Source organism: Ferruginibacter paludis, assembly GCF_030409685.1.
Lineage (GTDB): Bacteria > Bacteroidota > Bacteroidia > Chitinophagales > Chitinophagaceae > Ferruginibacter > Ferruginibacter paludis.
Genome location: NZ_JAUFQJ010000015.1, coordinates 146,247 through 172,831 on the forward strand (window position 1 = coordinate 146,247; position 26,585 = coordinate 172,831).

19 protein-coding genes are annotated in these 26,585 nt (G+C 41.1%); 10 read left to right on the forward strand and 9 right to left on the reverse strand.

Annotation, left to right across the window (positions count from 1 at the left end):
• Window positions 1-4: 4 nt before the first annotated feature.
• Window positions 5-982: a hypothetical protein gene (locus tag QWZ08_RS21490; protein WP_290339618.1), complete on the forward strand. Its 978-nt coding sequence runs from the start codon at window positions 5-7 to the stop codon at window positions 980-982.
• Here the strand turns inward: QWZ08_RS21490 and cysC are convergent.
• The 5 genes from cysC to QWZ08_RS21515 form a co-directional block, all read right to left on the reverse strand.
• The gene (cysC, locus tag QWZ08_RS21495; protein WP_290339619.1) at window positions 969-1,496 is read right to left on the reverse strand and encodes an adenylyl-sulfate kinase; all 528 of its coding nucleotides are present in this window, start codon (window positions 1,494-1,496) and stop codon (window positions 969-971) included. The two genes, QWZ08_RS21490 and cysC, sit on opposite strands and share 14 nt — an antisense overlap.
• Window positions 1,497-1,555: 59 nt before the next feature.
• Entirely contained in the window at window positions 1,556-2,050 is a 495-nt protein-coding gene (locus tag QWZ08_RS21500) for a hypothetical protein (RefSeq protein WP_290339620.1), read from the reverse strand.
• 2 nt (window positions 2,051-2,052) lie between these two features.
• Window positions 2,053-2,766, reverse strand: coding sequence for an aspartyl/asparaginyl beta-hydroxylase domain-containing protein (locus tag QWZ08_RS21505; protein WP_290339622.1), 714 nt, complete (start codon window positions 2,764-2,766; stop codon window positions 2,053-2,055).
• A gap of 71 nt (window positions 2,767-2,837) precedes the next feature.
• A complete protein-coding gene (gene uvrB / locus QWZ08_RS21510) occupies window positions 2,838-4,877 on the reverse strand; it encodes an excinuclease ABC subunit UvrB (RefSeq protein ID WP_290339623.1) in 2,040 nt (679 codons plus the stop codon).
• Between the two features lie 56 nt (window positions 4,878-4,933).
• Window positions 4,934-5,275 carry a hypothetical protein gene (locus tag QWZ08_RS21515; protein WP_290339624.1) on the reverse strand — a complete coding sequence of 114 codons (342 nt, stop codon included), beginning with the start codon at window positions 5,273-5,275 and terminating at the stop codon, window positions 4,934-4,936.
• Between the two features lie 363 nt (window positions 5,276-5,638).
• Here QWZ08_RS21515 and typA point away from each other — a divergent pair, with 363 nt between their 5' ends.
• Together typA and QWZ08_RS21525 are read left to right on the forward strand one after the other, a co-directional pair.
• Window positions 5,639-7,450: a translational GTPase TypA gene (gene typA / locus QWZ08_RS21520; RefSeq protein ID WP_290339625.1), complete on the forward strand. Its 1,812-nt coding sequence runs from the start codon at window positions 5,639-5,641 to the stop codon at window positions 7,448-7,450.
• Window positions 7,451-8,119: 669 nt separating this feature from the next.
• Window positions 8,120-8,593 (forward strand): Lrp/AsnC ligand binding domain-containing protein, encoded by a 474-nt coding sequence (locus QWZ08_RS21525; protein ID WP_290339626.1) that lies wholly within the window; start codon window positions 8,120-8,122, stop codon window positions 8,591-8,593.
• A 27-nt stretch (window positions 8,594-8,620) separates the two neighbouring features.
• Here the strand turns inward: QWZ08_RS21525 and QWZ08_RS21530 are convergent, their stop codons facing one another.
• Together QWZ08_RS21530 and QWZ08_RS21535 are read right to left on the reverse strand one after the other, a co-directional pair.
• Window positions 8,621-9,736, reverse strand: coding sequence for an ABC transporter permease (locus QWZ08_RS21530; RefSeq protein WP_290339628.1), 1,116 nt, complete (start codon window positions 9,734-9,736; stop codon window positions 8,621-8,623).
• 10 nt (window positions 9,737-9,746) lie between these two features.
• Entirely contained in the window at window positions 9,747-10,958 is a 1,212-nt protein-coding gene (locus QWZ08_RS21535) for a glycosyltransferase (protein WP_290339629.1), read from the reverse strand.
• Between the two features lie 96 nt (window positions 10,959-11,054).
• On the opposite strand from QWZ08_RS21535, the gene QWZ08_RS21540 reads away from it, so the two are divergent.
• Both QWZ08_RS21540 and QWZ08_RS21545 read left to right on the forward strand, forming a co-directional pair.
• On the forward strand, window positions 11,055-11,507 hold the full coding sequence (locus QWZ08_RS21540) for a MarR family winged helix-turn-helix transcriptional regulator (protein WP_290339630.1): 453 nt from the start codon (window positions 11,055-11,057) through the stop codon (window positions 11,505-11,507).
• Window positions 11,508-11,582: 75 nt separating this feature from the next.
• Complete coding sequence (locus tag QWZ08_RS21545; RefSeq protein ID WP_290339631.1) at window positions 11,583-13,376, forward strand: acyl-CoA dehydrogenase FadE; 1,794 nt, start codon at window positions 11,583-11,585, stop codon at window positions 13,374-13,376.
• Between the two features lie 60 nt (window positions 13,377-13,436).
• Here the strand turns inward: QWZ08_RS21545 and QWZ08_RS21550 are convergent, their stop codons facing one another.
• Window positions 13,437-13,952: a hypothetical protein gene (locus tag QWZ08_RS21550; protein WP_290339633.1), complete on the reverse strand. Its 516-nt coding sequence runs from the start codon at window positions 13,950-13,952 to the stop codon at window positions 13,437-13,439.
• 186 nt (window positions 13,953-14,138) lie between these two features.
• Between QWZ08_RS21550 and QWZ08_RS21555 the strand changes: the two genes are divergently transcribed.
• Together QWZ08_RS21555 and QWZ08_RS21560 are read left to right on the forward strand one after the other, a co-directional pair.
• Window positions 14,139-15,884, forward strand: a complete 1,746-nt coding sequence (locus tag QWZ08_RS21555) for an N-acetylmuramoyl-L-alanine amidase (RefSeq protein WP_290339634.1) — start codon at window positions 14,139-14,141, stop codon at window positions 15,882-15,884.
• A 96-nt stretch (window positions 15,885-15,980) separates the two neighbouring features.
• Entirely contained in the window at window positions 15,981-17,024 is a 1,044-nt protein-coding gene (locus QWZ08_RS21560) for a 2-oxoacid:ferredoxin oxidoreductase subunit beta (protein ID WP_290339635.1), read from the forward strand.
• Window positions 17,025-17,099: 75 nt separating this feature from the next.
• On the opposite strand, the gene QWZ08_RS21565 is transcribed toward QWZ08_RS21560, so the two are convergent.
• Window positions 17,100-18,089, reverse strand: a complete 990-nt coding sequence (locus tag QWZ08_RS21565) for an aspartate-semialdehyde dehydrogenase (RefSeq protein ID WP_290339637.1) — start codon at window positions 18,087-18,089, stop codon at window positions 17,100-17,102.
• Between the two features lie 463 nt (window positions 18,090-18,552).
• Here QWZ08_RS21565 and QWZ08_RS21570 point away from each other — a divergent pair, with 463 nt between their 5' ends.
• The 3 genes from QWZ08_RS21570 to QWZ08_RS21580 all read left to right on the forward strand — a co-directional run bounded on the left by QWZ08_RS21570 (window position 18,553) and on the right by QWZ08_RS21580 (window position 26,537).
• Window positions 18,553-21,180, forward strand: coding sequence for a lamin tail domain-containing protein (locus QWZ08_RS21570; RefSeq protein ID WP_290339639.1), 2,628 nt, complete (start codon window positions 18,553-18,555; stop codon window positions 21,178-21,180).
• Window positions 21,181-21,321: 141 nt separating this feature from the next.
• A complete protein-coding gene (locus QWZ08_RS21575; RefSeq protein ID WP_290339640.1) occupies window positions 21,322-23,412 on the forward strand; it encodes a S9 family peptidase in 2,091 nt (696 codons plus the stop codon).
• A 365-nt stretch (window positions 23,413-23,777) separates the two neighbouring features.
• On the forward strand, window positions 23,778-26,537 hold the full coding sequence (locus QWZ08_RS21580; protein ID WP_290339641.1) for a DUF1553 domain-containing protein: 2,760 nt from the start codon (window positions 23,778-23,780) through the stop codon (window positions 26,535-26,537).
• Window positions 26,538-26,585: the final 48 nt, after the last annotated feature.

Sequence of the window (26,585 nt, forward strand, 5' to 3'; positions counted from 1 at the left end):
GCCCATGAGTGTTTACGCAAATGCCGAAATAAACGACTGGCTTCCCTGGAAACTATTAAATCATACAACCGAACCAGCCTGCAACTGGCTTTATACCGGCGACAAAAGTTTTACTGAACCATTTTTTGATGACACCATTTCCATTTGCAGAAGAATGGAAAATAATTGCAAATCTTTTAAGCCGGTTAGCAGTTTGTCGTTAATGTCAGAATGGGCAAATGGTGCAGATGCCCTGTCTCCTACCGCCATTATCTTTCATGTCTCCCGCTGCGGTTCTACACTCTTATCTCAATTACTCAGTTTGGATGAAAATAATTTAGCACTTTCTGAAGTGCCATTTTTTGATGATATGCTTCGGCTTCCCTTTAAAAATAAAACATACAACAATCTGATGGCAGCCAGATTTTTGAAGGCCGCTGTAACCTTATACGGTCGTAAAAAAACGGGTAATGAAAAACACCTTTTTATTAAAACGGACAGCTGGCATATTCATTTTTACGAGTCATTGAGGTCGTTATATCCTGCAGTACCGTTTATTTTTTTGTATCGAAATCCATGGGAAGTTGTTCTTTCCCAGCGAAGGCAACGCGGTATGCATGCTGTACCCGGTGTTATTGAACCTGCTATTTTTGGTTTTTCAAACCAGCAGATAAATCTACATGACCTGGATTATTACATGACAAAAGTTTTGGAAGGCTATTTCAATAAATTGATTGAAATAGTACAGGCCGATAAGCAGGTTTTGCTGGTTAACTATAATGAAGGTTTAGACAACATTTTTTCAAAAATGTATGCTTTGCTAGGACTAGAGATAGATGTAAAAATGCGGTCGCAACTAACTCAACGCACCCTCTTTCACGCAAAGCATCCACAGCGATTATTTAAAGAAGAAAACAGGGAAGAAAAGGCACCAACTTACCTGTCGCCTGTGCTGGATTTATACAATCAATTGGATGTAATACGCCTGACTACGTTTGGATGAAATTCGAAACATAATTAATTAATTGTTCGCTGCATTCTTCAATGGAATTTTCACTTGTATCTACTATCAAGTCGGCTTGTACAGGTATTTCATAGGGATCATTTACGCCAGTAAGATTCCACAGCTTATCCGGGTGATCGTCAGGTAAAAGCGCCTTCCTGTAAAGTCCTTTAGGATCTCTTTTTGTAAGAACTGAAAGGCTGCAGGTTACCCAGATAATTTTAGCTCCATATTGTTTGACAAGTTCAACCCGCAGATCTTCAAATGGATTGATAGCAGCAACGATGGCAATGATGCCTTGCCTGTTTTTATCATAGGCTATCCGGCAAAGGCGTTGTATATTTTCCCTTCTGTCGTCAGCAGAAAAAGAAAGATCAGTGTTCATTGTTTTGCGATAAACATCTCCGTCAATCACTTCGGCGGCAATGTTTAAAGCTGATAGTTTTGATAATAATCTTTCAGCCAGTGTAGATTTCCCTGCACCCGACAAACCCGTCAACAGGAGCATTAGCATGATCTATGATTGTTATAAAACTTCGGGAACATTTTAAATAATTTTGAATTAGTCTATTGTTAGTCTCGCAGCCATTTTATCATGAAAGGATAGGTATTGGTATCAACCGGATTTTTTGAAGTCGTTGTCATTCCCAGCCATTGCAAAACGGGTACACCAAAATAATTTCCCTTTGCAAAATTGTCTACTATTGATTCAGCGCCCCCTTTATATCCTTGTTCATGAAAAACAAAATACGGATCGATTTCTAAATGAATACAGGCTGCGTAACTCCAGGCTATCGCCATCATTTCTTCCGAAGCTGCGTCTTTTCGCTGACCAATATTTTCGCCTTGCAATAAACTCCGTTCGGCTGAAGAAACAACTGCGATATGGGCAGCCTCGTGAAACAGGTCACCGGGATATTTTACTTTCGTTTTATCAATGACTATTTTTCCATCCGCAATTAAAAACCCGGGAAGAAAGCAGGCCTCGTCTTTTAAATCTTCATATAATGTTTCGATGCCTATTTCGTTTACAAAGCTTACGGCTTTTTCAAATAGTAAGTTATCCATTTTTAGTTACTGTCGTTTTCCATTTTATTTGCCAGGTCAAGCGATACAGGCGTTGCTATCATTCTGAGCTGATGTATTATTTTGGCTTTATCGGCGGCGTTATAGGATTTTTTAGCTGGCATCTCAGTGCACTCCTCTGTCAACTCTGCCTGGTTATTAATTAGACCCTTTACCCAATTATTTACTTTACAATCAATAACAAGGTGAATACGGTTGGTGGCGCCGGAGTTATTTACCCGGTGCCTGAGCGATAGATTCAGGTACCAGCATTCTCCCTCATCCATCGGAATCTGTTCTTCTTCAATAAAAAATGCCACGTCGCTGTTAGTAAGAACAGGGATGTGAAATCTTGCTTCACCTTCCTCTAAACTCATCTCATAATCGCTGTGTTCTTTAATGCTGGCACCTGCGTTTAAATTCATCAGGCGTACCGACATTTTTTCACACTTAAAATAATTGAGCACAGATGCTAAATACGGGCAATCGTTTAGAAGAGTCGTATCCTCGTACTGCATGTTTGTCTGTAAAGAACAACTGTGGATAGCGATGTTATTTTCTATACTACCGTTCAAAGACCGGAGTGGTAAAATTGTCCAACTGCCTTCGTAATGCTTTTCATTATAATGAGGTTTCCAAAAATTTGCTTCAAGCCTGTTCACTTCCTCTTGCATCTGCTGCACATCAAACCGCTGTTTTATTCTGCTGTATTTTATCATTGCTGTGCTAACAATTTGGGGAGTTCCTTTTTGATGTTACCAGATTGCTTTTTTAGATAACTGAACAGAGCCTATTTCTTCATTCCTTCCAGTTCTTTTTGCAACCGGAACATTTCATCCCTCAAGCGGGCAGCTTCCATGAAATCAAGATCCCGGGCCGCCTTTTCCATTTCTTTTTTAATTTTGGCAATGCCTTTTTCCATTTGTGGAATCGTCTTGTATACTTCCTGGTCTTCGGCTGCTACAGTAACCAAATCATCCGAATCTCCGATTGAATAAGGGTTTGAAGGATCATAGCCCTTGACGTCCAGCACAGAACCTTGTGCAAAAATCTGCTCTTTACTTTTAATAATGGTTGTAGGTGTGATGCCGTGCTCAATATTATAAGCAATTTGCTTTTCTCTTCTGCGGCTGGTTTCATCAATGGTTTTCTGCATGCTTTCCGTCATCTTATCGGCATAAAAAATAACCAGTCCGTCCACATTACGGGCTGCCCTTCCGGCGGTCTGGGTAAGACTTCTTTCATTGCGTAAAAAGCCTTCTTTGTCGGCATCTAAAATGGCTACCAGCGAAACTTCCGGTAAATCAAGTCCTTCCCTTAACAAGTTCACGCCAACTAATACATCAATAATACCAAGACGCAATTCTCTTAATATTTCTATTCTTTCCAGGGTATGAACTTCGCTGTGTATGTACTTACTTTTTATGTTAATTCGATGCAGGTATTTGTCCATCTCCTCCGCCATTCTTTTGGTTAAGGTAGTTACCAAAACACGATCGCCTTTTGTAATTCTTTTATCAATTTCATCCAGTAAATCATCAATCTGGTTAATGGAAGGGCGAACCTCAATTGGCGGATCCAACAGACCAGTAGGTCGTACAACTTGTTCCACCACCACGCCACCTGTTTTTTCCAACTCAAAATCCCCTGGTGTAGCAGATACAAAAATGGTTTGGTTCACCATGTTTTCAAACTCATGAAAATTAAGCGGTCTGTTATCCAAAGCAGAAGGCAGCCGAAAGCCATAATCAACCAAAATCAGTTTACGGCTTCTGTCGCCACCATACATGCCGCTTACCTGCGGAATTGTTTGATGACTTTCATCGACAATGCAGATGAAATCTTTGGGAAAATAATCCAGCAAACAGAATGGCCTTGTGCCAGGTTTACGCCGGTCAAAAAACCGGGAATAGTTTTCTATGCCATTACAATACCCCAGCTCCCTGATCATTTCCAAATCGTAATTTACCCGTTCACTCAGCCGCTGTGCCTCTATAAACTTACCACTGTTTTTAAAATATTCCACCTGCGCTGCGGTTTCATCCTGTATCTCATAAATTACCTGCTGCATAATATCTTTTGGAGCAAGATAAAGATTGGCGGGAAAGATAGCGGCATTGTCAACGACCCCAATGCGCTTACTGGTAGAAAGTTCCAGCGTTTCAATGCTTTCTATTTCATCGCCAAAAAAACTGATACGGTAACCAAAATCGACATAAGGCAAATTGATATCTACTGTATCGCCTTTTACCCTGAAAGTACCACGTGTAAAATCGCCCTGCGACCGGGAATACAAGCTGTTTACCAGGGAATGCAAAAAGCCCTGCCTTGAAATCACCTGTCCTTTTTGAATTCGGACAATCCCGTTTTCAAATTCAGTCGGGTTACCCATACCATAAATACAACTCACACTTGCCACCACAATAATATCCCTGCGGCCACTTAACAATTGTGCGGTAGCCTGTAACCGTAGTTTGTCCAGCTCTTCATTTATGCTGAGGTCTTTTTCAATGTAAGTATTGCTCACGGGCATATACGCTTCCGGCTGGTAGTAATCATAATAGCTTACAAAATAACCAACCGCATTATCGGGAAAGAATTGTTTAAACTCACCGTACAACTGGGCAACAAGCGTTTTATTATGCGTAAGTACCAGCACCGGCCTTTGTACATTTTGAATAACGTTGGCAATTGTATAGGTTTTACCGCTACCGGTTACTCCCAGTAAAGTTTGATATTGCTCGCCCTCGTTAATGCCTTCCGTTAACTTGCGGATGGCATCCGGCTGGTCACCGGAAGGAGCGTATGATGATTGCAGATTAAAAGGCATATTGATTTGCTAAACAATAAATGTAGTAAGAAAGTTCCGGGAAATATCCGGGAGATTTAAATTTTCACAGTGCTTTTTGCCACCGATTCTCTTCGCAAAGACTTTTCATTTTTGAGTGTCATTTTGCTGATGGCATCTCTGCGGATGAGCCAGGCGATGGTAAAAGAAGGAATAATATCCGTAAAAGGAATAATCTCTTCCAAAAAATCAAGTACGCCACCAATTAAACCCAGCCGGCCGCCAAACAATTTAAAAAAAATGTAGCCGGAAATGGGCGCCCATATAACATCAGTAAATTCACCCATTCCAGGGAAAATAAAGCTAGCCATACCAATCAAATCCATTGCTACGCAAATACCGATGTGTGGCAAAAACATTTTTTTGTCATTTTCTTTCATTCCTGATATAAGTTTTTATTAATCTATCAATTCTCCTGCCATTTAAAGAACTGTTGATATTTAATATTGCGATATCCAGCTATTGAATTTACTTTTTTTAAGAGGGGGTAAACGTTAAAATAATTTATACACAAGTCCCACTACAGTAAATTAAGTGGTTTTCATTGTAAAATTGTCTCAAATCATTGCCCACACGGTCTGATTTAACGTCTTTTTACGATCATAAGTTTACATTTAACCTTGTGGTACGGCTGAATTTGCTTACTTTCGCACATTCAAAAAACAGCTGAAGTTTTTTGGGTAACCGGATTAACCTTACAGATTAACCGGGGGCTGAAAAAACAGCTAAAAGCAAAGTAAAAAATGAACATAAGAAACATCGCCATCATTGCGCACGTAGATCATGGCAAAACAACCCTGGTTGACAAAATTCTGCATACCACGAATATTTTTCGTGATAACCAGGAAACAGGCGAATTGATAATGGATAGTAATGACCTCGAAAAGGAACGTGGTATCACTATTTTTAGTAAAAACGTATCTGTAAACTACAAAGGCGTTAAAATTAACGTGATAGATACTCCTGGTCACGCCGATTTTGGCGGTGAAGTAGAAAGGGTATTGAAGATGGCAGATGGCGTGGTGTTACTGGTAGATGCTTTTGAAGGACCAATGCCCCAAACACGTTTTGTATTGCAAAAGGCGTTGCAACTGGGTTTGCGCCCGATTGTAGTGATCAATAAAGTAGACAAGCCAAACTGTCGCCCTGATGAAGTGCATGACGCGGTTTTTGAATTATTCTTTAACCTGGATGCAACTGAAGAACAGCTTGATTTTGCTACTGTTTACGGCAGCAGTAAACAAGGCTGGATGAATACAACGTTAGAACCAACTGATAATATTTTTCCATTGTTGGATACTATCCTGGAAAAAGTTCCTGAGCCACATGTTACCGAAGGAAATTTGCAATTGCAAATCACTTCACTTGACTATTCTTCATTTTTAGGAAGAATAGCAGTGGGCAGAATTGCAAGGGGTACCATCAAAGAAAACCAGCCTGTTTGCCTGATGAAAACAGACGGCTCGGTAGTAAAAAGCAGGGTAAAAGAATTGTATATTTTTGAAGGCCTTGGTAAAAAGAAAGTAGCTGAAGTAAGCGCCGGAGATATTTGTGCAGTTGTAGGTATTGAAGGATTCAACATTGGCGAAACCATCGCTGATTTTGAAAATCCGGAAGCATTGCCCATTACGAGCATTGATGAACCAACAATGAACATGCAGTTCAGTATCAATAACTCTCCTTTCTTTGGACGTGATGGTAAGTTTGTTACCAGCCGCCATTTAAGAGACAGGCTGGAAAAAGAACTGGAAAAAAATCTTGCGTTGCGTGTGCAACCAACCGACAGTGCGGACAGCTTTATGGTATACGGTCGTGGTATTTTGCATTTAAGTGTATTGATTGAAACCATGCGTCGCGAAGGATATGAATTAACTGTAGGACAACCACAGGTACTTACAAAAGAAGTAGATGGTAAAAAACACGAGCCATATGAAGTTTTGGTGGTAGATGTACCGGCTGAATTCAGTGGTAAAGTAATTGACCTTGTGACTCAACGTAAAGGCGAAATGCTGGTGATGGAAAGTAAAGGTGAAATGCAGCATCTGGAATTTGATATTCCATCAAGAGGTTTGCTGGGATTGCGTTCTCAAATGTTGACCAATACGGCTGGTGAAGCAGTAATGGCGCATCGGTTTAACGAATACAAACCATGGAAAGGCCCGATTCCCGGAAGAAACAATGGCGTAATGCTGGCTAAAAATGCCGGTTTCCCAACTGGTTATTCTATTGATAAATTGCAGGACAGGGGATCTTTTTTTATTGATACCACCGATGAAATTTATGTTGGCCAGGTAATAGGCGAAAGTACCAAACCCGGCGACCTTGTGGTAAACGTGGTAGAAAAGAAACAGCTTACCAACATGCGTGCAAGCGGTACGGATGATTCAGTTCGTGTGATTCCCAAAAGGCAGTTTACTTTGGAAGAATGTATGGAGTATATTCAGCAGGATGAGTGCATAGAAGTAACACCAAAAAACATCCGCATGCGTAAAGTAATTCTGGATGAAGATGAAAGAAAGAAAGTGTCAAAAATGATGAAAGCAGAAGTAGCGTAAGCAAATTTTAATAGTATTTCGAAATCCCTCAATATAAATTGGGGGATTTTTTTGTAAACGCCAAGCATCATTATTTAGGATATTTGATCTAAATAACAAAGAGAATGCTGATATTTTCGTGAAATTATCTGAGATAGAAAAGTGGGTTGATAACTAGTCTGCACAGCGAAATGCCTACCGGTCTGCGTAGAAGTTTATATCAAATTGTGGTAAGCTGTTAAACAACCAAAATGTATATAACAGTTTACGGGAAGAAACATAAGATAATGGCGTGCGTGGTAAAACTTGATATGAATATTGCTGGCTTAAGAGCGTTCATAAAACAAAAAAGCCTTTGCAATTTTTGCAAAGGCTTTTAGCTGTAGGGGGAGGGATCGAACCTCCACGGAGCAGTTAGTTGTAGCACAAAGTTGAGTGGTCGACCCTGGTCGAGTCTGCATTGCTGCAGGCACGGCTCTATGCTATATTTATCCTGTTATCTCCACCCCCGAGACAAGAGGGCATGTCTGCCAAAGATTTCATCACCCCACAATTTTAAAGAACATTTATAGTGCAAATCTACGTAAAATGCCATTGTATTGAATATATTTTACTAAATATTTTAAAAATATAGATAATATTCAATCAAATGTACATATATTTGAATAGTTATTAAAATCAAAATAAAAAATGGCGACCAAATTAAATCTTGACAAACTTGATTTGCAAATTATTCATGAAATGATGGAAACCGCTGAAATTTCTTACGCCGAACTGGGTAAGAAATTATTTGTAAGTGGCGGTACCATTCACGTACGTATCAAAAAACTACAAGAGTTCGGAATTGTCAAAGGTACTAAACTAAACGTAGATATCCGGCAGTTAGGTTATGATATTACCGCTTTTGTTGGAATTTATTTAGAAAAAAGCTCGTTATACGATGCGGTAGCTAAAGAATTAATGAATATTCCTGAAATTGTGAGGCTTAACTACATCACGGGTAATTACAGTATGTTTATTGAGATTGTTTGTAAGGATATTACACAGCTGCGTTTTGTACTTCACGATGCCTTGCAAAAAATCAAAGGCATTGATCGTACCGAAACTTTTATTTCGCTGGAAGAAGGATTTAACAGGAACGTCCAGGTAGCCCCGGTTGATTAAAGTTGGGTATAATAATCATAAGCACTTTTAAGAAATGCTCTTCACATCCGCTGCATCCCGCAAACCATTACCCAGTAAATTAAAAGCGAGTACCAACAGCATAATGGCAAAGCCGGGTATAAGGGCCAGTATGGCATTGTGGGTAATGATAAAATTATAATTTTCCCGAATCATTAATCCCCAGCTGGGTTGTGGCGGTTGTACCCCGATACCTAAAAAACTTAAGCCGGCTTCAATAATAATAGCTGTTGCAAAATTGCTTGCTGCAATTACCAGTACCGGTCCCAGTATGTTAGGTAAGATGTGCCGGGCAATGATTCTACTATTGCCTAACCCCATAACTTTCGCTGCCTGTACGTATTCCATTTCTTTCACAGCCATCACCTGGCCGCGGATCAAACGGGCAACGCTTACCCACATGGTAAGGCCGACTGCAATAAATATTTGCCAAAAGCCTTTGCCCAAAGCCATGGTAATGGCAAACACCAGCAGCAAAGTTGGAATGCTCCAGGTAACATTTACCAGCCACATAATAACTTCGTCTATCCATCCCCGGTAGTAACCGGCAACAGCACCCAGCGCAACCCCCAGGATTAGTGATATAAGCACGGCGATGAGGCCGACTGCAAGGCTTACTTTTGTACCAATGATTAACCTGCTCAAAATGTCACGGCCAAATTTATCAGTGCCCAGGTAGTATGTTTTGGTAACAATATTTTGCTGAAGCAATTTGGCTGGCTGGTGATTGGTTAACTGGCTAACGGAATAAATTTGCATTACGCTTGTGTCATCATCTACATATTTATTTACTGCAAGCGAATCGTTCCTGACCTCGTATTTACTGATTGGTAAATACCGGCAATCCTCTGCCTTTCCACTGATCAGTTTTGTAAACCAGCTAACTGAATTATTTTTTTTGTCAGGAATTTTTAAAAAGAGTTGTTTGTAACCTGGATTTTTTGCCTGTATCTCTACGGTTTGCAAATCCGCATTGGGCGTGGCATCCGGCGCTACCAGGTAACCAAACAGGGACAGAAAGATGGCAATAGCAATTACCGCCAAGCCAAATAATGCGGCCTTGTTTTTTTTAAGCCGATGCCAGGTTTGTGCTGTAAAAGAAAATGATTGCTCCATTGTAAGCATTGCTGCGAAATTATTTTACTGAACGGTCTTTCCAATGATAGCTGCCAAATTTTCCCAGCCAGCCAGCGATGACCGTGTACAAAATATGAAAAGGCTGGGCTGCAGGAAACCACCACAACTTGGTTTTTTTATTAAAAAAAGCCGCCACCGGAAATAAAAAAAATAGTTCTGTAACTGTTTTTAAAACCAACAGCAAAAGCCAGTATTGGAAAATGGTAAAGCTAACCCGACCAATTTCAAATGTGGCACTACTGAAGATAGCTGTTATGGGCAACAGCAACAACAGCAAATTAAAAAAATATACCAATATGAGCACTGAAATAATTCGTTTATCGTCATAGGTATCTGCCTTACTTGCCCAGCGGATACGTTGGTTAAAAAAGTCTTTCCAGCTACTCATGGCTTCAGTTGTTACGATTGACTCAGGCGACTTTAAAAACAGTACCCTGTCGGGATAGCGTGTATAAATTTTGTGCATCAGCAGCATGTCATCACCGCTGGCGATATGATCTATCCCGGTAAAGCCATTCACTTCATAAAATGCTTTTTTTTCATAGGCAAGATTGGCACCGTTGCACATGCTGTGTATTTTTTTGTAAACAGCAGCCCCGGTAATGCCCTGTAAGGTCATAAAATCAAGCGATTGAAAAATGCCCAAAAAACTGCTGCCATCAATGGCAACCGGCGCTGCAATAAAGGCGGGCTGATAGTTTTCATAAAAGGCAGCTATAGTTGACAACCAATTTTTTTCCATTGTACAATCCGCATCCGTAGTAATAATCAGGTCGCCCCGGGATTGGGATATGGCGATTTCGATCGCCTTTTTTTTGTAGGCATTTAGTTTTTCATTCACGTGATCTTTTAAAGCAATGCAATGGATGTTACCTTGATTAAAGGATTGAACAATCGCCGCTGTCCGGTCTGTCGAATGATCATCTACCACTATAATTTCAACCAGACCCATTGAATGGGTTTGATTGAGAATGGATTGCAGGCAATTGCCGATATGGTGTTCTTCATTCCTGGCGGGAATGACAATGGTAATTTTTGTAGATAGATTATTGCTGGAAACATGTTTACGTGACGCCTCCCTAAAAGTTGGAATTTGAATCCAGCAATGGCGATAATAGATAATAAGTACTGCGTAACCTGCAAAAAAAACGCCAGCGGTAATGAGTAGAATGGGCTCCATATTGGTATGCCGTACAAGAGTGCGACGCAACGATGTTAAATTTTTGCACAAAAGCCGGGAGCACAAAAATAATTTTTAAAAGTTCAAACGAATCATATATCTTTATATAGTTGTCTAAACAACTATATGCCAAACAACCAATTTAAAAAAGGTGAATTATACAGCTTTATTACCGGTAAAGCCAGCACGGCCATTGCACGCAGGTTGCAGAAAAATTTTAAAGATGCGGGTGTAGAAATAACGATTGAACAATGGAGCGTATTATATCATTTATGGAAGGAAGACGGGCTGAGTCAGCAGCAATTGTGCGATGCCACTTTCAGGGATAAGCCCAGCATTACTCGGTTGGTAGATAACCTGGAAAAACTGCAACTGGTAAAACGGGTATCCAGCAAAAACGACCGGCGGATGAACATGATTTATTTAACAGCAGAAGCAAAAGATTTGCAGGAAAAGACCATGGAACTCGCCAACCAAACTTTGAACGAAGCACTGGAAGGTGTTACCATTGAAGAGGTAGAAGTGGCTAAACTTGTATTGCAGAAAGTATATGATAATCTCGCCAGCATATCAGCTTAAAATTTTCAAATAAGTCTTAAATAATCATACCCCAAAAACGCTGTAATTGCGAGGCAGGGGACAAACTTTATAACTATGAGCGCATCAACTTCAACTACTGCATCACTTAAAGGTGGTGAATGGTTAATTAAAGAAAGCAATGCATTTGACTCTTTTACCCCGGAAGATTTTAATGAGGAGCAATTGATGGTAAAGGAAATGTGTTTGCAGTTTTTGCAGACAGAAGTACTACCGGTTGCCGACCGCATTGATAAACTGGAACAGGGTCTGATGCCATCGCTTATGGTGAAAGCGGGTGAACAGGGATTATTGGGCGCATCTATCCCGGAAGAATATGGCGGCCTGGGAAAAGATTTTGTTACGTCCACTTTGGTGAACGAAGGCCTCGGCGGCGGTTATTCTTTTAGCGTGGCCATTGCTGCCCATACGGGTATTGGTACCTTGCCTATATTATATTTTGGTACTGCAGAACAAAAGCAAAAATATATTCCTAAGTTGGCCACAGGTGAATGGAAAGGCGCTTACGGATTAACAGAACCCAATAGTGGCAGCGATGCCCTGGGGGCTAAAACATCTGCTGTACTTTCTGCCGATGGCAAAAACTATATTTTAAACGGGCAAAAATGCTGGATCACCAATGGTGGCTTTGCCGATGTGTACACTGTATTTGCGAAAATTGACGGCGACAAATTTTCTGCTTTTATTGTAGAGCGTGGCTTTGAAGGTTTTACGCAGGGACCGGAAGAACACAAAATGGGAATTAAGGGTTCATCCACTGTGCAACTGTATTTTCAGGATTGTAAAGTGCCGGCGGAAAATTTACTGGGCGAGGTTGGCAAGGGGCATATCATAGCCTTTAATATTTTAAATATAGGCAGGCTGAAGTTGTGTGCTGCAGCATTGGGCGGATCCAAGATGGCATTGAACAGCACCATTGATTATGCAAAAACAAGAGAGCAGTTTAAAACAGCCATTGCAAATTTTGGCGCTATAAAACATAAACTGGCTGAAGCAGCCATCAGGATTTTTTCGTGCGAAAGTGCCTTATACCGCACAAGTAAATGGATTGACGACAAAGAAATTGAACTGGCCAATGCAGGCAAACCTTTTAATGAGGCTTTGCTGGGTGCTGCAGAAGAATTTGCAGTTGAGTGCGCCATATTAAAAGTGCATGGTAGTGAAGTGCTGGATTTTGTGGTGGATGAAGGTGTACAGGTTTTTGGCGGCAACGGTTTCAGCGATGAATATCCAATCAGCCGTGCTTACAGGGATAGCCGTATTAACCGAATTTATGAAGGCACCAATGAAATTAACCGTTTGCTTACCGTGGATATGATTTTAAAAAGAGCCATGAAGGGTAAGCTTGACCTGATGGGCCCGGCCATGGCGGTTTCCAAGGAATTAATGAGCATCCCGGAATTTGGTAATGAAGATGATACGCCTTTTGCAGCCGAAAAAAAATCCATCGTAAATATGAAGAAAAGTATTTTGATGGTTGCAGGCGCAGCAGTGCAAAAACTGATGATGAAAATTTCGGATGAACAGGAAATATTGATGAACATTGCAGATATGGCGATCGAAACGTTTGTAGCAGAAAGTACTTTATTAAGAATAATAAAAATGACAGATAAACAAGGCGAAGCTGCAGCCACAATCCACATTGATATGATGCGCTGCTGTTTAAATGATGCGATTGATAATGTAAACAAGGCTGGTAAGGAAGCCATTAATGCTTTTGCTGATGGTGATGAACAGCGCATGATGCTGCTTGGGCTAAAACGTTTTACAAAAGCCGCACCCTTCAACAGTAAAGATGCCAGAAGAAGAATTGCAGATACACTGATTACTGCGGCTAAGTACCCCTGGTAAAAAAGGTAAAAGGCTGATTCTATTAGAATCAGCCTTTTACCTTTTTGTACGATTGAAAGATTATTTATAAGAGTAAGCAACTCCTTTTTTTATAGCCTGCTTAACTCCAAAGCCATCACTTTTATCTGATGTCATCAGTATAAATGGCGCTCCGGCTTCAGCAGCAGCTTCTTTAATTCTTTTTGTGGCTTTCTTGTCAGCAGAGCCGGCCGTGTTGTAACTAAGCAATCCCGAAGTCTTGCCTTTTATTTCTTCGCCTTTTGCAAGTCCCAATACCTGGCTTTTGTCAGTTAATATTTCAACTTTTTCCCAGTCATCTTTTCCGGTAATAACAATTTTTTCTGAAATGGCTTCTTTACGGCCGCTTCCGCCATAGGTAATGCTGGCCACGGCAAATTTGCCGATAGTTTGTTCAGCTTCTTCACCAGGGTATTTGTAAGAGATGGTCGTTTCTCCTACTTTAATAACTTTTACTTCCAGCGTTTCACCAGAATGCTTCAACATTTTATCGTTGGTTTGGCAAAACGAAAACAACACTAACATAGAAGACAATACGGACAACATAATTTTTTTCATATTTTTTTATTTTAGGGGATGAATATATACTTTATTTGAATTATAAAAATTTTGATACAGTAATTTTTTTATTGCGTAAATCCCTGTAAAAATTTCAAGAAACTTTTTTCTGTTCGTCAACCATGGCCCGTTAATCGCAGTTACATTTTCTAATCGTGTATTTTTACCTTTCTATAAACTATTAAAGTGATTAAACTAATTATATCAGTATTTCTTTGTGCAGGAGGTATCCATTCCTTTTCCCAAACACCCGATAAGCCTTTTATCCGCCTGGTACAACCTTCAAGGGAATCCAATCAGGTCTCCTGGTCAACAAATTTTATTATTGGCAGCACCTGTAAAACCTGCATGGTTACAGTAAACGGATCTTCGGTAAAAGTGTATCCAACAGGCGCTTTTGCAATTGAATTAAATTTGCATCCGGGAGATACTACGATTAACCTGGCCGCTGTTATCAACGGTAAAACAGCTACTAAAAAAGTTACTTATACTTATTCAGTGCCAAAGCCTGCTGAACCTGTAAAGGAACTGGGCATTGAAAGCATTCAGACCTATCCCGAAGGAAATTTAGTGCTGTCTCCCGGCGATAAAATTCAATTCAGGGTAAAGGCCTTTACACACTGCACAGTAAAAACCATTGGCGATACCCGTTTGTATGAATTGCCTGTTACGCAAACCAGGGGAATGCCCGGTATTTACCAGGGCGAATACATCGTAAAAGAAACAGATAGTTTTGCCGTAATGAAAATGCCGGTTACCATTACAGATTCTTTGCAGATTAGTACAACCAAAGAAACAAAACAGGTTTTTTCTGTAATGTCCCCGCTGGCCTCTGATATAGCACTTACTAAAGGCAGGTTGGCGCATTTGGAATACGGACTCGGGGATGACCGCCTGGGCGGCGCTAAGATTGGTTATATTGACAGCAATATTGTGCTGAAAATTATTGGAAAGGTGGGAACGCATTTTAAGGTGCAATTGTCAAAAAGCAGAACAGCCTATATTCCCGATGAATTGGTAACATTAATGCCCAAAGGAACTTTTACTCCTGAATCGTTGACTGATAAATGGAATGTGTATGGAGACGACCGGTACGATTACGTAAAGGTGGGCTTGTTTGCAAGATTGCCTTACCAGTCATACCAATTTACAGATCCTTCTACCTTAGTGGTGGATATTTATGGCGCTACTAATAATACCAACTGGATTACCCAATTGCAAACAGCAAAAGAAATCAGGAAGATTGACTACCAACAGGTGGAGGATGGACTTTTCAGAATAACCATTTCTTTAAAACATGCGCAGCATTGGGGACACCTGATTTATTACAGTGGCAATACCCTGATAATAAAGATCAAACACCAGCCGGAAAATCTTTCTTTAAAAAACCTGGTAATTGCGGTTGATGCCGGCCATGGCGGTAAAAATACCGGGGCCGTCGGTGCAACAGGTGTTTACGAAAAAGAAATCACGCTGGCGGTGGCGTTAAAGTTGCAGAAAGCATTGGAAAAGGAAGGTGCAAAAGTGATCATGACCCGTACAGAAGAGGAATTTTTTGATAATAAAGAGCGGATACTTTTTTACAGGGATAGTCTGCCGGATTTATTGTTAAGCGTTCATCTTAATTCATCCGAAGACCCGTTTCGTACCGGCGGTACCAGTACCTATTACCGGTATATCGGGTTTAAAAATTTAAGCCTGGATATTTATAAACGCATGCTGGAACTGGGTTTAAAGGAATATGGCAATACTGGCTCTTTCAATTTCATGCTCAACAGCCCCACCGAATATCCCAATGCGTTAATTGAAACGCTTTTTCTTAGTAACCTGGAGGAAGAAACAAAAATTCTGGACGAGGGTTTTCAGCAACAAATGGTGGAAAAGATTGTCGCCGGTGTAAAAGATTTTTTAAAAGAGAGTAAAGAACAATAAAGTGCAGAACTTAATTGTTAATGTATATCGGATAAGTGTTTTCATTTTCTAATGTTAGCATCTATTTGTAACTTTACACACTAATAAAAAGTCCATATGAGTGAAACAGTAATTTCTGAACCCGTACAAACCCTAACTGCAAAAGACTTCGCTACTGACCAGGAAGTGCGCTGGTGCCCGGGTTGCGGCGATTATTCCATTTTGGCCCAGGTACAAAAAGTAATGCCTACGCTGGGTATTCCAAAAGAAAACATTGTAATTATCAGCGGTATTGGCTGCAGCAGCCGTTTTCCGTATTATATGAATACCTATGGTATGCATAGTATTCATGGAAGGGCAACCGCAGTAGCCAGTGGACTGAAAGCTGCCCGTCCTGAATTGAGTGTTTGGATAGTTACAGGTGATGGTGACGGTTTAAGTATTGGTGGTAACCATACCATTCATTTGCTGCGCAGAAATTTTGATGTAAATGTATTGTTGTTCAATAACCAGATTTATGGTTTAACAAAAGGGCAATATTCGCCTACATCGGAAGAAAATAAAATTACCAAGTCATCTCCTTTTGGCAGTATCGATCATCCGTTTAATCCATTGGCATTGGCTATGGGAGCCGACGCCAGCTTTATAGCAAGAACTATGGACAGAGATCCAAAACATCTTCAGTCTATGTTGTTGCGTTCTCAGGCACATAGAGGGTCTTCATTCTTAGAGATCTACCAGAACTGCAATATTTTCAATGACGGGGCTTTTGAAATATTTACTGAAAAAGGCACAAAGCAAGAAGAAGGATTGTACCTGGAGCAGGGAAAGCCATTGTTATTTGGTGCTTCAAAAAATAAAGGCATTAAACTGGATGGATTTAAACCGGTGATTGTAGAAGTTGGAGAAGGTAAAGCAAGTGCAGATGACCTTTGGATACACGATGAAAAAGATTTTTACAAGGCGCAGATATTGATCCGCATGTTTGATGATCCAAGACTGGCCGGCCATTTACCAAGACCATTTGGAGTATTTTTTGAAACTGACCGGCCTTGCTATGAAGATGGAATGGCGATGCAGATAGAAGAAATTATTTCTAAAAAAGGCAAGGGCGATCTGGATAAATTATTACGCGGAAATGAAACCTGGACGATTAGTTAATCATCCTGAAATAATAAAATGAAATTAAACGGCCATCTTTTAAAGATGGCCGTTTTTAGTTTTATTAAGATGGGTTTACACCAATCCCTTTTCGAGCAAATATTCTGCAATCTGCACAGCATTGGTGGCAGCACCTTTCCGTAAATTATCGCTCACAATCCAGCAGTTCAACGTATTCGGCTGGGTTTCATCCCGGCGTATTCTGCCGACGAAGGTTTCATCCTTTTCATGAGCGGTTAATGGCATCGGGTAAATGAAATTAGCTATATCATCCTGCACCACAACACCCGGCGCTTTACTCAACAGTTCTCTTACTTCTGCAAGATCAAAATCATTTTCAAATTCTATGTTCACGCTTTCGCTATGGCCGCCCATTACGGGGATACGCACCGTGGTAGCGGTTACTTTAATATTGGCATCACCGATAATTTTCACCGTTTCGTGTGTCATTTTCATTTCCTCTTTGGTGTAACCATTTTCCAGGAACACATCAATTTGTGGGATAGCATTTAAATCAATTGGATACTTATAAGCCATTTCTCCTTCCACGCCCTTTCTCTCATTCATCAATTGTTCTACCGCCTTAACGCCGGTACCAGTAACGCTTTGGTAGGTAGATACTACAACTCTTTTAATTTTATATTTGTCATGCAATGGTTTTAAAACCACAACCATTTGAATAGTAGAACAATTTGGATTGGCGATAATTTTATCGTCAGCAGTCAGCACATCCGCATTTACTTCAGGTACAACCAGTTTTTTTGTGGGGTCCATACGCCATGCGCTGGAATTGTCGATTACAGTAATGCCGGCTTCAGCAAATTTTGGTGCAATGGCCAATGATGTACCACCACCGGCTGAAAAAATAGCAATGGCTGGTTTTGCTGCAATAGCGTCTTCGTAACCAACTACCTTGTATTTCTTTCCTTTAAACTCCACTTCTTTACCAATTGATTTTTCAGAAGCGACAGGAATTAATTCGGTTACCGGGAAATTTCTTTCGGCTAATACCTGTAACATTTTTGTGCCTACCAACCCGGTAGCGCCAACTACAGCAACTTTCATTTGTTTAGTTTTTATTTTGATTAAAGGTTTTGATTTGTTCTCAGTCTGCCTTTAAAAGAGAGGACAAAATAAAGCCTCCCGTTTTGGCGGAAGGCTGTGCATATTGTGTAACAAACAAAACACTGATTACCTCCCGCTACCGGAATGTTTCTTAGTTGTTTTTGTATGTTTTATTGTCATCATTGCGGGTGCGAAAATAAATACTATTTCTCAACCAGCCAAACATTCCTGCAGGTAAAATTGTGAGGCATTTAATAAAACCATTCTTTAATTAAATTACAAATACTGTTTTATAAGCCTTATTGAAAGTTGTACAATTCATTTTTTACGTTTACGATTATAAATAAATATATTAAAAACAGTATCTTTAAAATACCCGGTAGCTATATTCTTCTTTTAAGCTGTCCTCTTGCTTTCCTTTTTTCTCCACTTGATAATACCTGAAATATTTAAACCCGTTCTCATGCATAAGATACTAATGATTTTCATGCCCATGATTTTGTGTACTCATTTAATAACGCATGCACAGATCTCAGAAAATTTTTCCGACGGCGACTATACTTCAAACCCTGTATGGACAAGCACTGGAGTCGACTGGATAGTAAACCCGTCCGGCCAGTTGCAAAGTAATAACACAGTGATCAACAGCAGTTTTTTTATCACTACGCCCAACACACTGGCGGTAAATGCGCAGTGGGATTTCTATATTAATTTGACCTTCGCTACTTCAGGTGCCAACTACACAGATGTCTACCTGGTATCCACTTCAGGCAATTTGGAAGCGCTTGACAATGCGGGTTATGTAGTACGAATCGGAAATACTGCCGATGAAATAAGCTTATACCGTAAAGACGCAGGTAATGCAACAGCAGTTAAAATCATCGACGGTGTTGATGGCGCTGTCAGCAGCTCATCCAACAATAAAATAAAAATAAAAGTTACAAGAGATGCGGCAAACAACTGGACATTAAATCGTGACATGACGGGTGCTGGCACAAATTATTTTACAGAAGGGACCGTTTCAGATGCCAACATTACAACTTCTTCATTCTTTGGAATACTTGTAAAACAAAGCACAGCCAGCTTTATACAAAGACATTTTTTTGATGACATAGAAGTAAAAACGATAGCCCCCGATATTACTCCACCGGTTGTACAAAACGCAAAAGCAATCAGTGCAAACGAACTGGATGTATTTTTTAATGAACCGTTGGATAATATCAGCAGCCAGGTAGCGGCTAACTATTCTGTAAATAATGGAATAGGAGCATCGGTCAAAGCTTTGCTGGATGCATTTGATAATACAGTTGTTCATCTAACATTCAACAACAATTTGCCGGGCTTGCCAAACAATCAGCTAACAATAAATGGGGTACAGGATATAGCAGGCAATGCAATCATAAATGCAGTTGCGCCTATTGTATTTGTAACGCTTAACAACAGCCATTTGTATGATATAGTAATCGATGAAATAATGGCGCATCCTGTAACACAGGGTAATTTGCCAAACAATGAATGGATAGAATTGAAGAACACTTCGATAACACCCATCAATTTAAAAGGATGGAAATTGAGTGGTCGTTCAGGCACAAGCGGGGCCATGCCTGATTTTATTTTACCATCAGATAGCCTCGTAATAATCTGCTCCAGCAACGCACTTGGAACATTTACAAGCTTAGGAAAGGCGATCGCAGTCACCAGTTTCCCTTCACTGGGAAATGAGGGTGATGTGTTATCAATTATCTCATCACAGGAAAAAGTAATTCATGCTGTTAACTATTCAGACAACTGGTATCAGAATGAATTAAAAAAGCAGGGCGGATGGAGCCTTGAAATGACGGACACTAAAAATCCTTGTTCAGGAAGCAGCAACTGGAAGGCAAGCACAGATGCAAGAGGAGGTTCGCCGGGTATAAAGAATACCGTCGATGCAATAAATCCCGATACCAATGCGCCGAAATTATTGCGTGCCTATGCAACAGACAGCGTAAATATTGTCCTTGTTTTTGACGAACCACTGGACGCCCTGAAAGCCATTTCAGTAAACAATTACAGTATCAGCGATGGCATCGGTTTGCCTGTCGTTGCCACCGCTATATTTCCAGTGCCGGATAAAGTAAACCTGGAGTTAAGCGCTCCACTTGAAGCGTCAAAAATTTATTCTGTCACCGTAACGGGCATTACAGATTGTGTTGGTAATGCTATTAGAATTAAAAATATTGTAAAGGTTGGACGAAGTGTTGTAGCCGACAGCCTTGACCTAATCATCAACGAAATTTTGTTTGATCCGCCAGCAGCAGGCAGTGATTATGTTGAACTCTACAACCGCAGCAATAAAATAATTGATCTTAAACAAACCTACATCGCTAACCTCGGAACCAACGGCGCCATCAGCAATATCACAGCAATCAGCGCAGAAAATTACCTCCTCTTTCCGCAGGAATTTATTTTGCTAAGCAAAGATATTGACTGGGTAAAATCATCGTACGTCACGCAGAACCCTGATGCTTTCGTCACAGTAAATCTGCCTTCTTATAATAATGATAAAAGCAGTGTGGTTGTTTTAAATGCACAGGGAAATATTATTGATGAGGTAACTTATAGTGATCAATGGCATTTTAAATTGCTCGATCATACGGAAGGTATATCGCTGGAAAGAATTGATTACAATGCACCATCGCAATCAGCAGCCAACTGGCATTCAGCAGCCATCAGCGCAGGTTACGGAACTCCCGCTTTCAAAAATTCACAATTTCATATCACCGAAACTTTACAGGGCGAATTGAAACTGGCACCAGAAATTGTTTCGCCCGATAATGATAGTCAGGATGATTTTGCAACACTCAGTTATAATTTTCCGGAGCCGGGCTATGTGGCTAACATCACTATCTTTGATGCTGCGGGCAAAAAGGTGCGTTACCTGCAGCGCAATGCGTTGTGTGGTACGAAGGGTAAATTTATTTGGGATGGATTGGGAGAAAAAAGTCAGCAGCTGCCGGTAGGAATTTACATTGTGTTTGCTGAAGTTTTTAATTTGAAAGGCAAGACAAAACAATTTAAATTACCGATTGTACTGGCAAGAAGAAATTAGCAGACAGGTAATTTTAATTCGCTGTTATATCAACATTAATACTTTACTAAATACTATCCACATATGCACCTGCAAACAAAAAACTGGCTGCCTTTGGCAATTATAACAATGGCGGCTTTATCATGTAATAACAAATCAACTTTGAAACAAACCTCTTACAACTGGCCAGCTCATATCGCACCGCCGGTATGCGAAATAAAACCGAAAGAATTAATCGCCCACGGCGATACAAGAACAGATAATTATTACTGGCTAAATGACTTTTTTAAGAAAGGTCCTGACAGTACCAAAGTAGTTGATTACCTGGTGGCTGAAAATAAATATTACGACACCATGATGTCGGGCACAAAGGCATTGCAGGAAAAATTGTATCTGGAGATGAAAGCCCGCATAAAAGAAAAGGATGAGTCCGTGCCATTTTTTAAACAGGGCTATTTTTATTACAGCAGGCAGGTAGAAGGCAAAGATTATTTTGTGTACTGCAGAAAAAAAGGAACATTGGGTGCGCCTGAAGAAGTATTGCTCGATGTGAATGCGATGGCGGAAGGACATAACTATTTCTCAGCTACCGGCTTTGCCATCAGTCCGGATAATAATTTGCTGGCTTATGGCATTGATATGCTGTCAAGAAGGGAATACACCATCTACATAAAAAATCTGCAGACGGGTGAAATTTATAAAGATGCCATCACAGATACTGAGGCCGACCCGGTTTGGGCCAACGATAACAAAACTATTTTTTACACTGCAAAAAATCCGGTCACCTTGTTGTCAGAAAAAATAAAAAAACATGAGCTTGAAACCGACGCGATGCAGGATAAAATTGTATACGAAGAAAAAGATCCCAGCAATTATATTGGCGTAAGCAAAACCAAATCAGACAAGTACATTTTAATCACTTCACAGGCAACTTTATCGTCAGAAATAAAATGGATCAATGCCGATAAACCGGGTGATGCATTTGCGGTTTTTCAGCCACGCATGAAAGAAGTGTTGTACGATGTGGATCATGCCAATAACCAGTTCTACATCCGCACCAACCTGCATGCAAAAAACTTTAAAATAGTCACCTGCCCCGAAGATAAAAAAGACACCAGCAACTGGAAAGATATGGTGCCGCACAGCGACAGTATCCTGGTGCAGAATTTTGAATTGTTCAAAAATTTCATGACGGTGTCTGAAAGAATCAACGGACTTACACAACTCCATATCATCAGCCTGAAAGACAATGCCAGTCACTATCTCGCCTTTGATGAACCAGCCTATACGGCCAGTATTGGTACCAACGCAGATTACAATACAGATGTGCTGCGGTTTAATTATACCTCCTTAACAACACCAGCTTCTGTGTATGATTATAACATGGTTTCAAAAGAAAAGAAGCTAATGAAACAACAGGAAGTGCTGGGGGATTTTAAAGTGGGCGATTATACAACTGAGCGTGCATTTGCTACGGCCAAAGATGGTACAAAAATCCCTATCTCTATCGTATACAAAAAGGGCTTTAATAAAGATGGCAATGCGCCCGCGCTGTTGTATGCTTATGGTAGTTATGGCGCCAGTACAGACGCCGCTTTCAACAGTATAAGGTTAAGTCTGCTCAACCGCGGTTTTGCTTTTGCCATTGCGCATATTCGTGGTGGCCAGGAGATGGGCCGTTACTGGTACGAGGATGGAAAAATGATGAAAAAGAAAAACACTTTTACCGATTTTATCGATTGCGCTCAATGGCTGCTGGACAATAAATATACCAGCACCAAACATTTGTACATCAACGGCGGCAGTGCCGGCGGCTTGCTGATGGGTGCCGTAGTAAATATGCGTCCCGATCTTTGGAACGGCGTAATTGCAGCCGTGCCTTTTGTGGATGTGGTCACTACCATGAGCGATCCATCCATACCGCTTACCACCAATGAATACGATGAATGGGGCAACCCCGCCAACAAGGAAAGTTACGACTACATGAAGAGCTATTCGCCCTACGACAATGTAGAAAAGAAAGCCTATCCAAATATGCTTGTAACAACGGGCTTACACGATAGCCAGGTACAATATTTTGAGCCCGCTAAATGGGTAGCCAAATTAAGAGCCATGAAAACAGACAGCAATAAATTGTTTCTGTACACCAACATGGACGCCGGTCACGGAGGCGCTTCCGGAAGGTTTAAACCATTAAAAGATAAGGCAAGAGAGTACGCGTTTTTTCTTGCACTGGAAGGCATTAACGAATAACAGATCAGTCTAAAAAAGTAAAAGCCGAAGTTTAATCGCTTCGGCTTTTGTATTATCTGTGATGTTATTTTTATTTTGTCTGGGCTAAGAAGCTATGTGGTAAATTCTTGCGTCGCCCTCTTGTACGTTATACCTATTTGGTTCATTGAGTTTGGTAATTGAAGTCATTAATTATGTTTGTAATTTTTAACACATTGCGAAATAGACTAATAATTTTTTGGTTCCATGCTTGCCTTAAAATTAATGTTCTCAAATGTTCCTTTTTTCTGCTTATCTCTACGCATGAATGAACTTTTTGTATTTAAACCAGATGAGGTTAATTCGGCCAATTATCGTTAATTTTAATAAGCAAAAACGAAAATTCAATGCCTGCCTTTCTCTCTAAAAAAATCACTGTTGTGGCTATCTTGTTCCTCGTGGCGGGCAGTAGTTTTTTGTATATCACCAAAAAACCACCAGTTGATTTTACAACAGAGGTTAAACCCATCTTCAACAAAAACTGCATTACCTGCCATGGCGGCGTAAAACAAAAAGGCGGCTTTAGCCTGCTCTTCCGCGAAGAAGCGCTGGCCATTACAAAATCCGGTAAGCCGGCCATCATACCCGGCGACGCCGGCAGCAGCGAAATGCTCAGGCGGCTGTCATTGAAAGATCCGGAAGAACGGATGCCTTATAAACACGATCATTTATCAGCAGCAGATATCGAAATCCTCACCCGCTGGATTAATGAAGGCGCCCATTGGGGCGAGCACTGGGCCTATGCACCAGTTAAAGAAACGCCTGTTCCGCAGCCAGCAACTTTTTTTGGTTTATTTAAAACCAGCAGCAAATGGGCCAGCAACGAAGTAGATAATTTTATTGAAGCCAAACGGAAAGCAGCCGGAGTATCCGCTTCACCGCAGGCCAATAAAGAAACCCTGCTGCGTCGTGCCGCATTGGATATCATCGGCATGCCTGCGCCTGAAAATATTGCCCAACAATACCTGATTGACAGCAGCGACAAAGCTTATCAAAACCTGGTTGATTCCTTGCTGGCATCGCCGCATTATGGTGAAAAATGGGCTGCACTCTGGATGGATCTTGCACGCTATGCAGACACCAAAGGCTACGAACGGGACGATACCCGGAACATCTGGCATTACCGCGACTGGCTCATCAATGCCTTTAACCGGGATATTCCTTATGATAGTTTTCTTACCAAACAAATAGCCGGCGATTTATTACCGGGGGCAACCGACGAAGACTTCATTGCAACAGCTTTTCAACGCAACACTATGACCAATGATGAAGGCGGTACAGATAATGAAGAGTTCAGAACAGCAGCCGTAATGGACAGGGTGAACACCACCTGGCAGGCCACCATGGGAACAACTTTTGCCTGCGTGCAATGCCATAGTCATCCCTACGATCCATTTAAGCATGAAGACTACTATAAGTTCCTGGCGTTTTATAATGACAGTCGCGATGAAGATACTGAAGCAGATTATCCCTTATTACGGCATTACAATGATAGCTTGCAAAAAGAATTGCTGGCCGTAACTAACTGGCTCCAAAGCAATGCTTCTCCTGCCAAAGCAAAGGAAGCCTATGTATTTTTAAAAACATGGGGACCCGCTTACAACAGCCTTACCTGCGATAGTTTTACCAATAGCGAATTGTCCGATACCAAATGGCTGGCCTTGCGCAACAAGGCGCTGTGCCGGCTAAAAAATGTGGACCTTACCAACCGCACACAATTGATTTTCCGGTACCAAGGTTATGCTGCAGGCGGTACCTGGCAAATACATATTGATGAGCCAACCGGTCCTGTTATTGCAAATGTTCCACTGAAGCAAACAAAAAATGGCTGGACAATTAACGAGACCAACATCATTCCACAAACTGGTTTTCATAATTTATATTTTACCTACATCAATCCTTTGCTTAAAAAACCGGAAGCTACCGGTGCGTTATTCGACTGGTTTTATTTTACAAACGAACTCGCTTCCGCCAGCAAGCCGGGTTATGACAGTGTTGAAAAAAAATACTGGCGTCTGCTGAATGCCGATGTGCCCACTACGCCGGTAATGATGGATAACCCCGCCAACCTGCACCGCACGTCTTATGTATTTGAACGAGGCAACTGGCTTGTAAAAGGTGCGGCCGTGCAGCCGGATATTCCGAAATCGTTGGGCAAGCTACCGGCCAATGCGCCGGCAAACAGGCTGGGCATGGCGCAATGGTTAACGTCTGACCAAAATCCCCTGACTGCACGCACAATGGTCAACCGAGTATGGGAACAATTGTTTGGCACCGGCCTGGTGGAAACGCTGGAGGATATGGGCTCACAGGGCACAACACCTACGCACCAGGAACTGCTGGACTGGCTAAGCTATCGCTTTATGCATGGTGATCAATGGAGCGTAAAAAAGTTAATCAAAACAATTGTACTCAGCAGTACATACCGGCAGGATTCAAAAATAACGGTGGAGCAATTACAGAAAGATCCGTTGGATAAATTCTACGCACGCTATCCAAGGGTTCGCTTATCCGCTGAGCAAATCAGGGACCAGGCACTTTGCATCAGCGGCGTGATCAGCAATAAAATGTTTGGCCCCAGTGTTTTTCCTTACCAGCCAAAAGGCATTTGGCTTTCGCCCTGGAATGGTGCCGAGTGGGTGCAAAGTAAAAATGAAGATCAGTACCGCCGGGCCTTGTATACTTACTGGAAAAGGTCCGCGGCGTATCCCTCTATGTTAACCTTCGATGGCGTTTCCCGCGAAGTATGCACCGTGCGCCGCATCCGTACCAACACGCCATTGCAGGCGCTCACAGCCTTGAATGATTCAGCTTATATTGACTTGGCGCGGCATTTTGCGTACCGCATGCAAACCCTTGCCGGCAGCGAGGTAGCCAAACAAATTAAGACCGGTTTTAAACTCGCTACTCATCATGAAATAGACGCAGGCAGTTTACAGGCATTGACCAATTTGTATAAAAAAGGGTATGATCAATTTAAAAATAACGCAGATAACACCTGCGAAATGGTGGGTGGCATCAACGAACATACCAACCCCGAAACTGCTGCCCTGATTGTTGTTGCAAATGCGATATTGAACCTGGATGAAGTGGTGACGAAGAATTGAAAGTTTACCCTGAATTAAATATTCCATTCAGGTCAATGCATGTGCCAG

What these genes read in the sequence shown, in the direction of transcription:
- cysC (WP_290339619.1), bottom strand. Translation starts at nt 1,496, where the DNA reads ATGCTAATGCTCCTGTTGACGGGTTTGTCGGGTGCAGGGAAATCTACA.
- QWZ08_RS21565 (WP_290339637.1), bottom strand. Translation starts at nt 18,089, where the DNA reads ATGAAAGTTGCTGTAGTTGGCGCTACCGGGTTGGTAGGCACAAAAATG.
- QWZ08_RS21580 (WP_290339641.1), top strand. Translation starts at nt 23,778, where the DNA reads ATGCCTGCCTTTCTCTCTAAAAAAATCACTGTTGTGGCTATCTTGTTC.
- typA (WP_290339625.1), top strand. Translation starts at nt 5,639, where the DNA reads ATGAACATAAGAAACATCGCCATCATTGCGCACGTAGATCATGGCAAA.
- QWZ08_RS21505 (WP_290339622.1), bottom strand. Translation starts at nt 2,766, where the DNA reads ATGATAAAATACAGCAGAATAAAACAGCGGTTTGATGTGCAGCAGATG.
- QWZ08_RS21540 (WP_290339630.1), top strand. Translation starts at nt 11,055, where the DNA reads ATGCCAAACAACCAATTTAAAAAAGGTGAATTATACAGCTTTATTACC.
- QWZ08_RS21550 (WP_290339633.1), bottom strand. Translation starts at nt 13,952, where the DNA reads ATGAAAAAAATTATGTTGTCCGTATTGTCTTCTATGTTAGTGTTGTTT.
- QWZ08_RS21545 (WP_290339631.1), top strand. Translation starts at nt 11,583, where the DNA reads ATGAGCGCATCAACTTCAACTACTGCATCACTTAAAGGTGGTGAATGG.
- QWZ08_RS21490 (WP_290339618.1), top strand. Translation starts at nt 5, where the DNA reads ATGAGTGTTTACGCAAATGCCGAAATAAACGACTGGCTTCCCTGGAAA.
- QWZ08_RS21530 (WP_290339628.1), bottom strand. Translation starts at nt 9,736, where the DNA reads ATGCTTACAATGGAGCAATCATTTTCTTTTACAGCACAAACCTGGCAT.
- QWZ08_RS21500 (WP_290339620.1), bottom strand. Translation starts at nt 2,050, where the DNA reads ATGGATAACTTACTATTTGAAAAAGCCGTAAGCTTTGTAAACGAAATA.
- uvrB (WP_290339623.1), bottom strand. Translation starts at nt 4,877, where the DNA reads ATGCCTTTTAATCTGCAATCATCATACGCTCCTTCCGGTGACCAGCCG.
- QWZ08_RS21515 (WP_290339624.1), bottom strand. Translation starts at nt 5,275, where the DNA reads ATGAAAGAAAATGACAAAAAAATGTTTTTGCCACACATCGGTATTTGC.
- QWZ08_RS21570 (WP_290339639.1), top strand. Translation starts at nt 18,553, where the DNA reads ATGCATAAGATACTAATGATTTTCATGCCCATGATTTTGTGTACTCAT.
- QWZ08_RS21560 (WP_290339635.1), top strand. Translation starts at nt 15,981, where the DNA reads ATGAGTGAAACAGTAATTTCTGAACCCGTACAAACCCTAACTGCAAAA.
- QWZ08_RS21525 (WP_290339626.1), top strand. Translation starts at nt 8,120, where the DNA reads ATGGCGACCAAATTAAATCTTGACAAACTTGATTTGCAAATTATTCAT.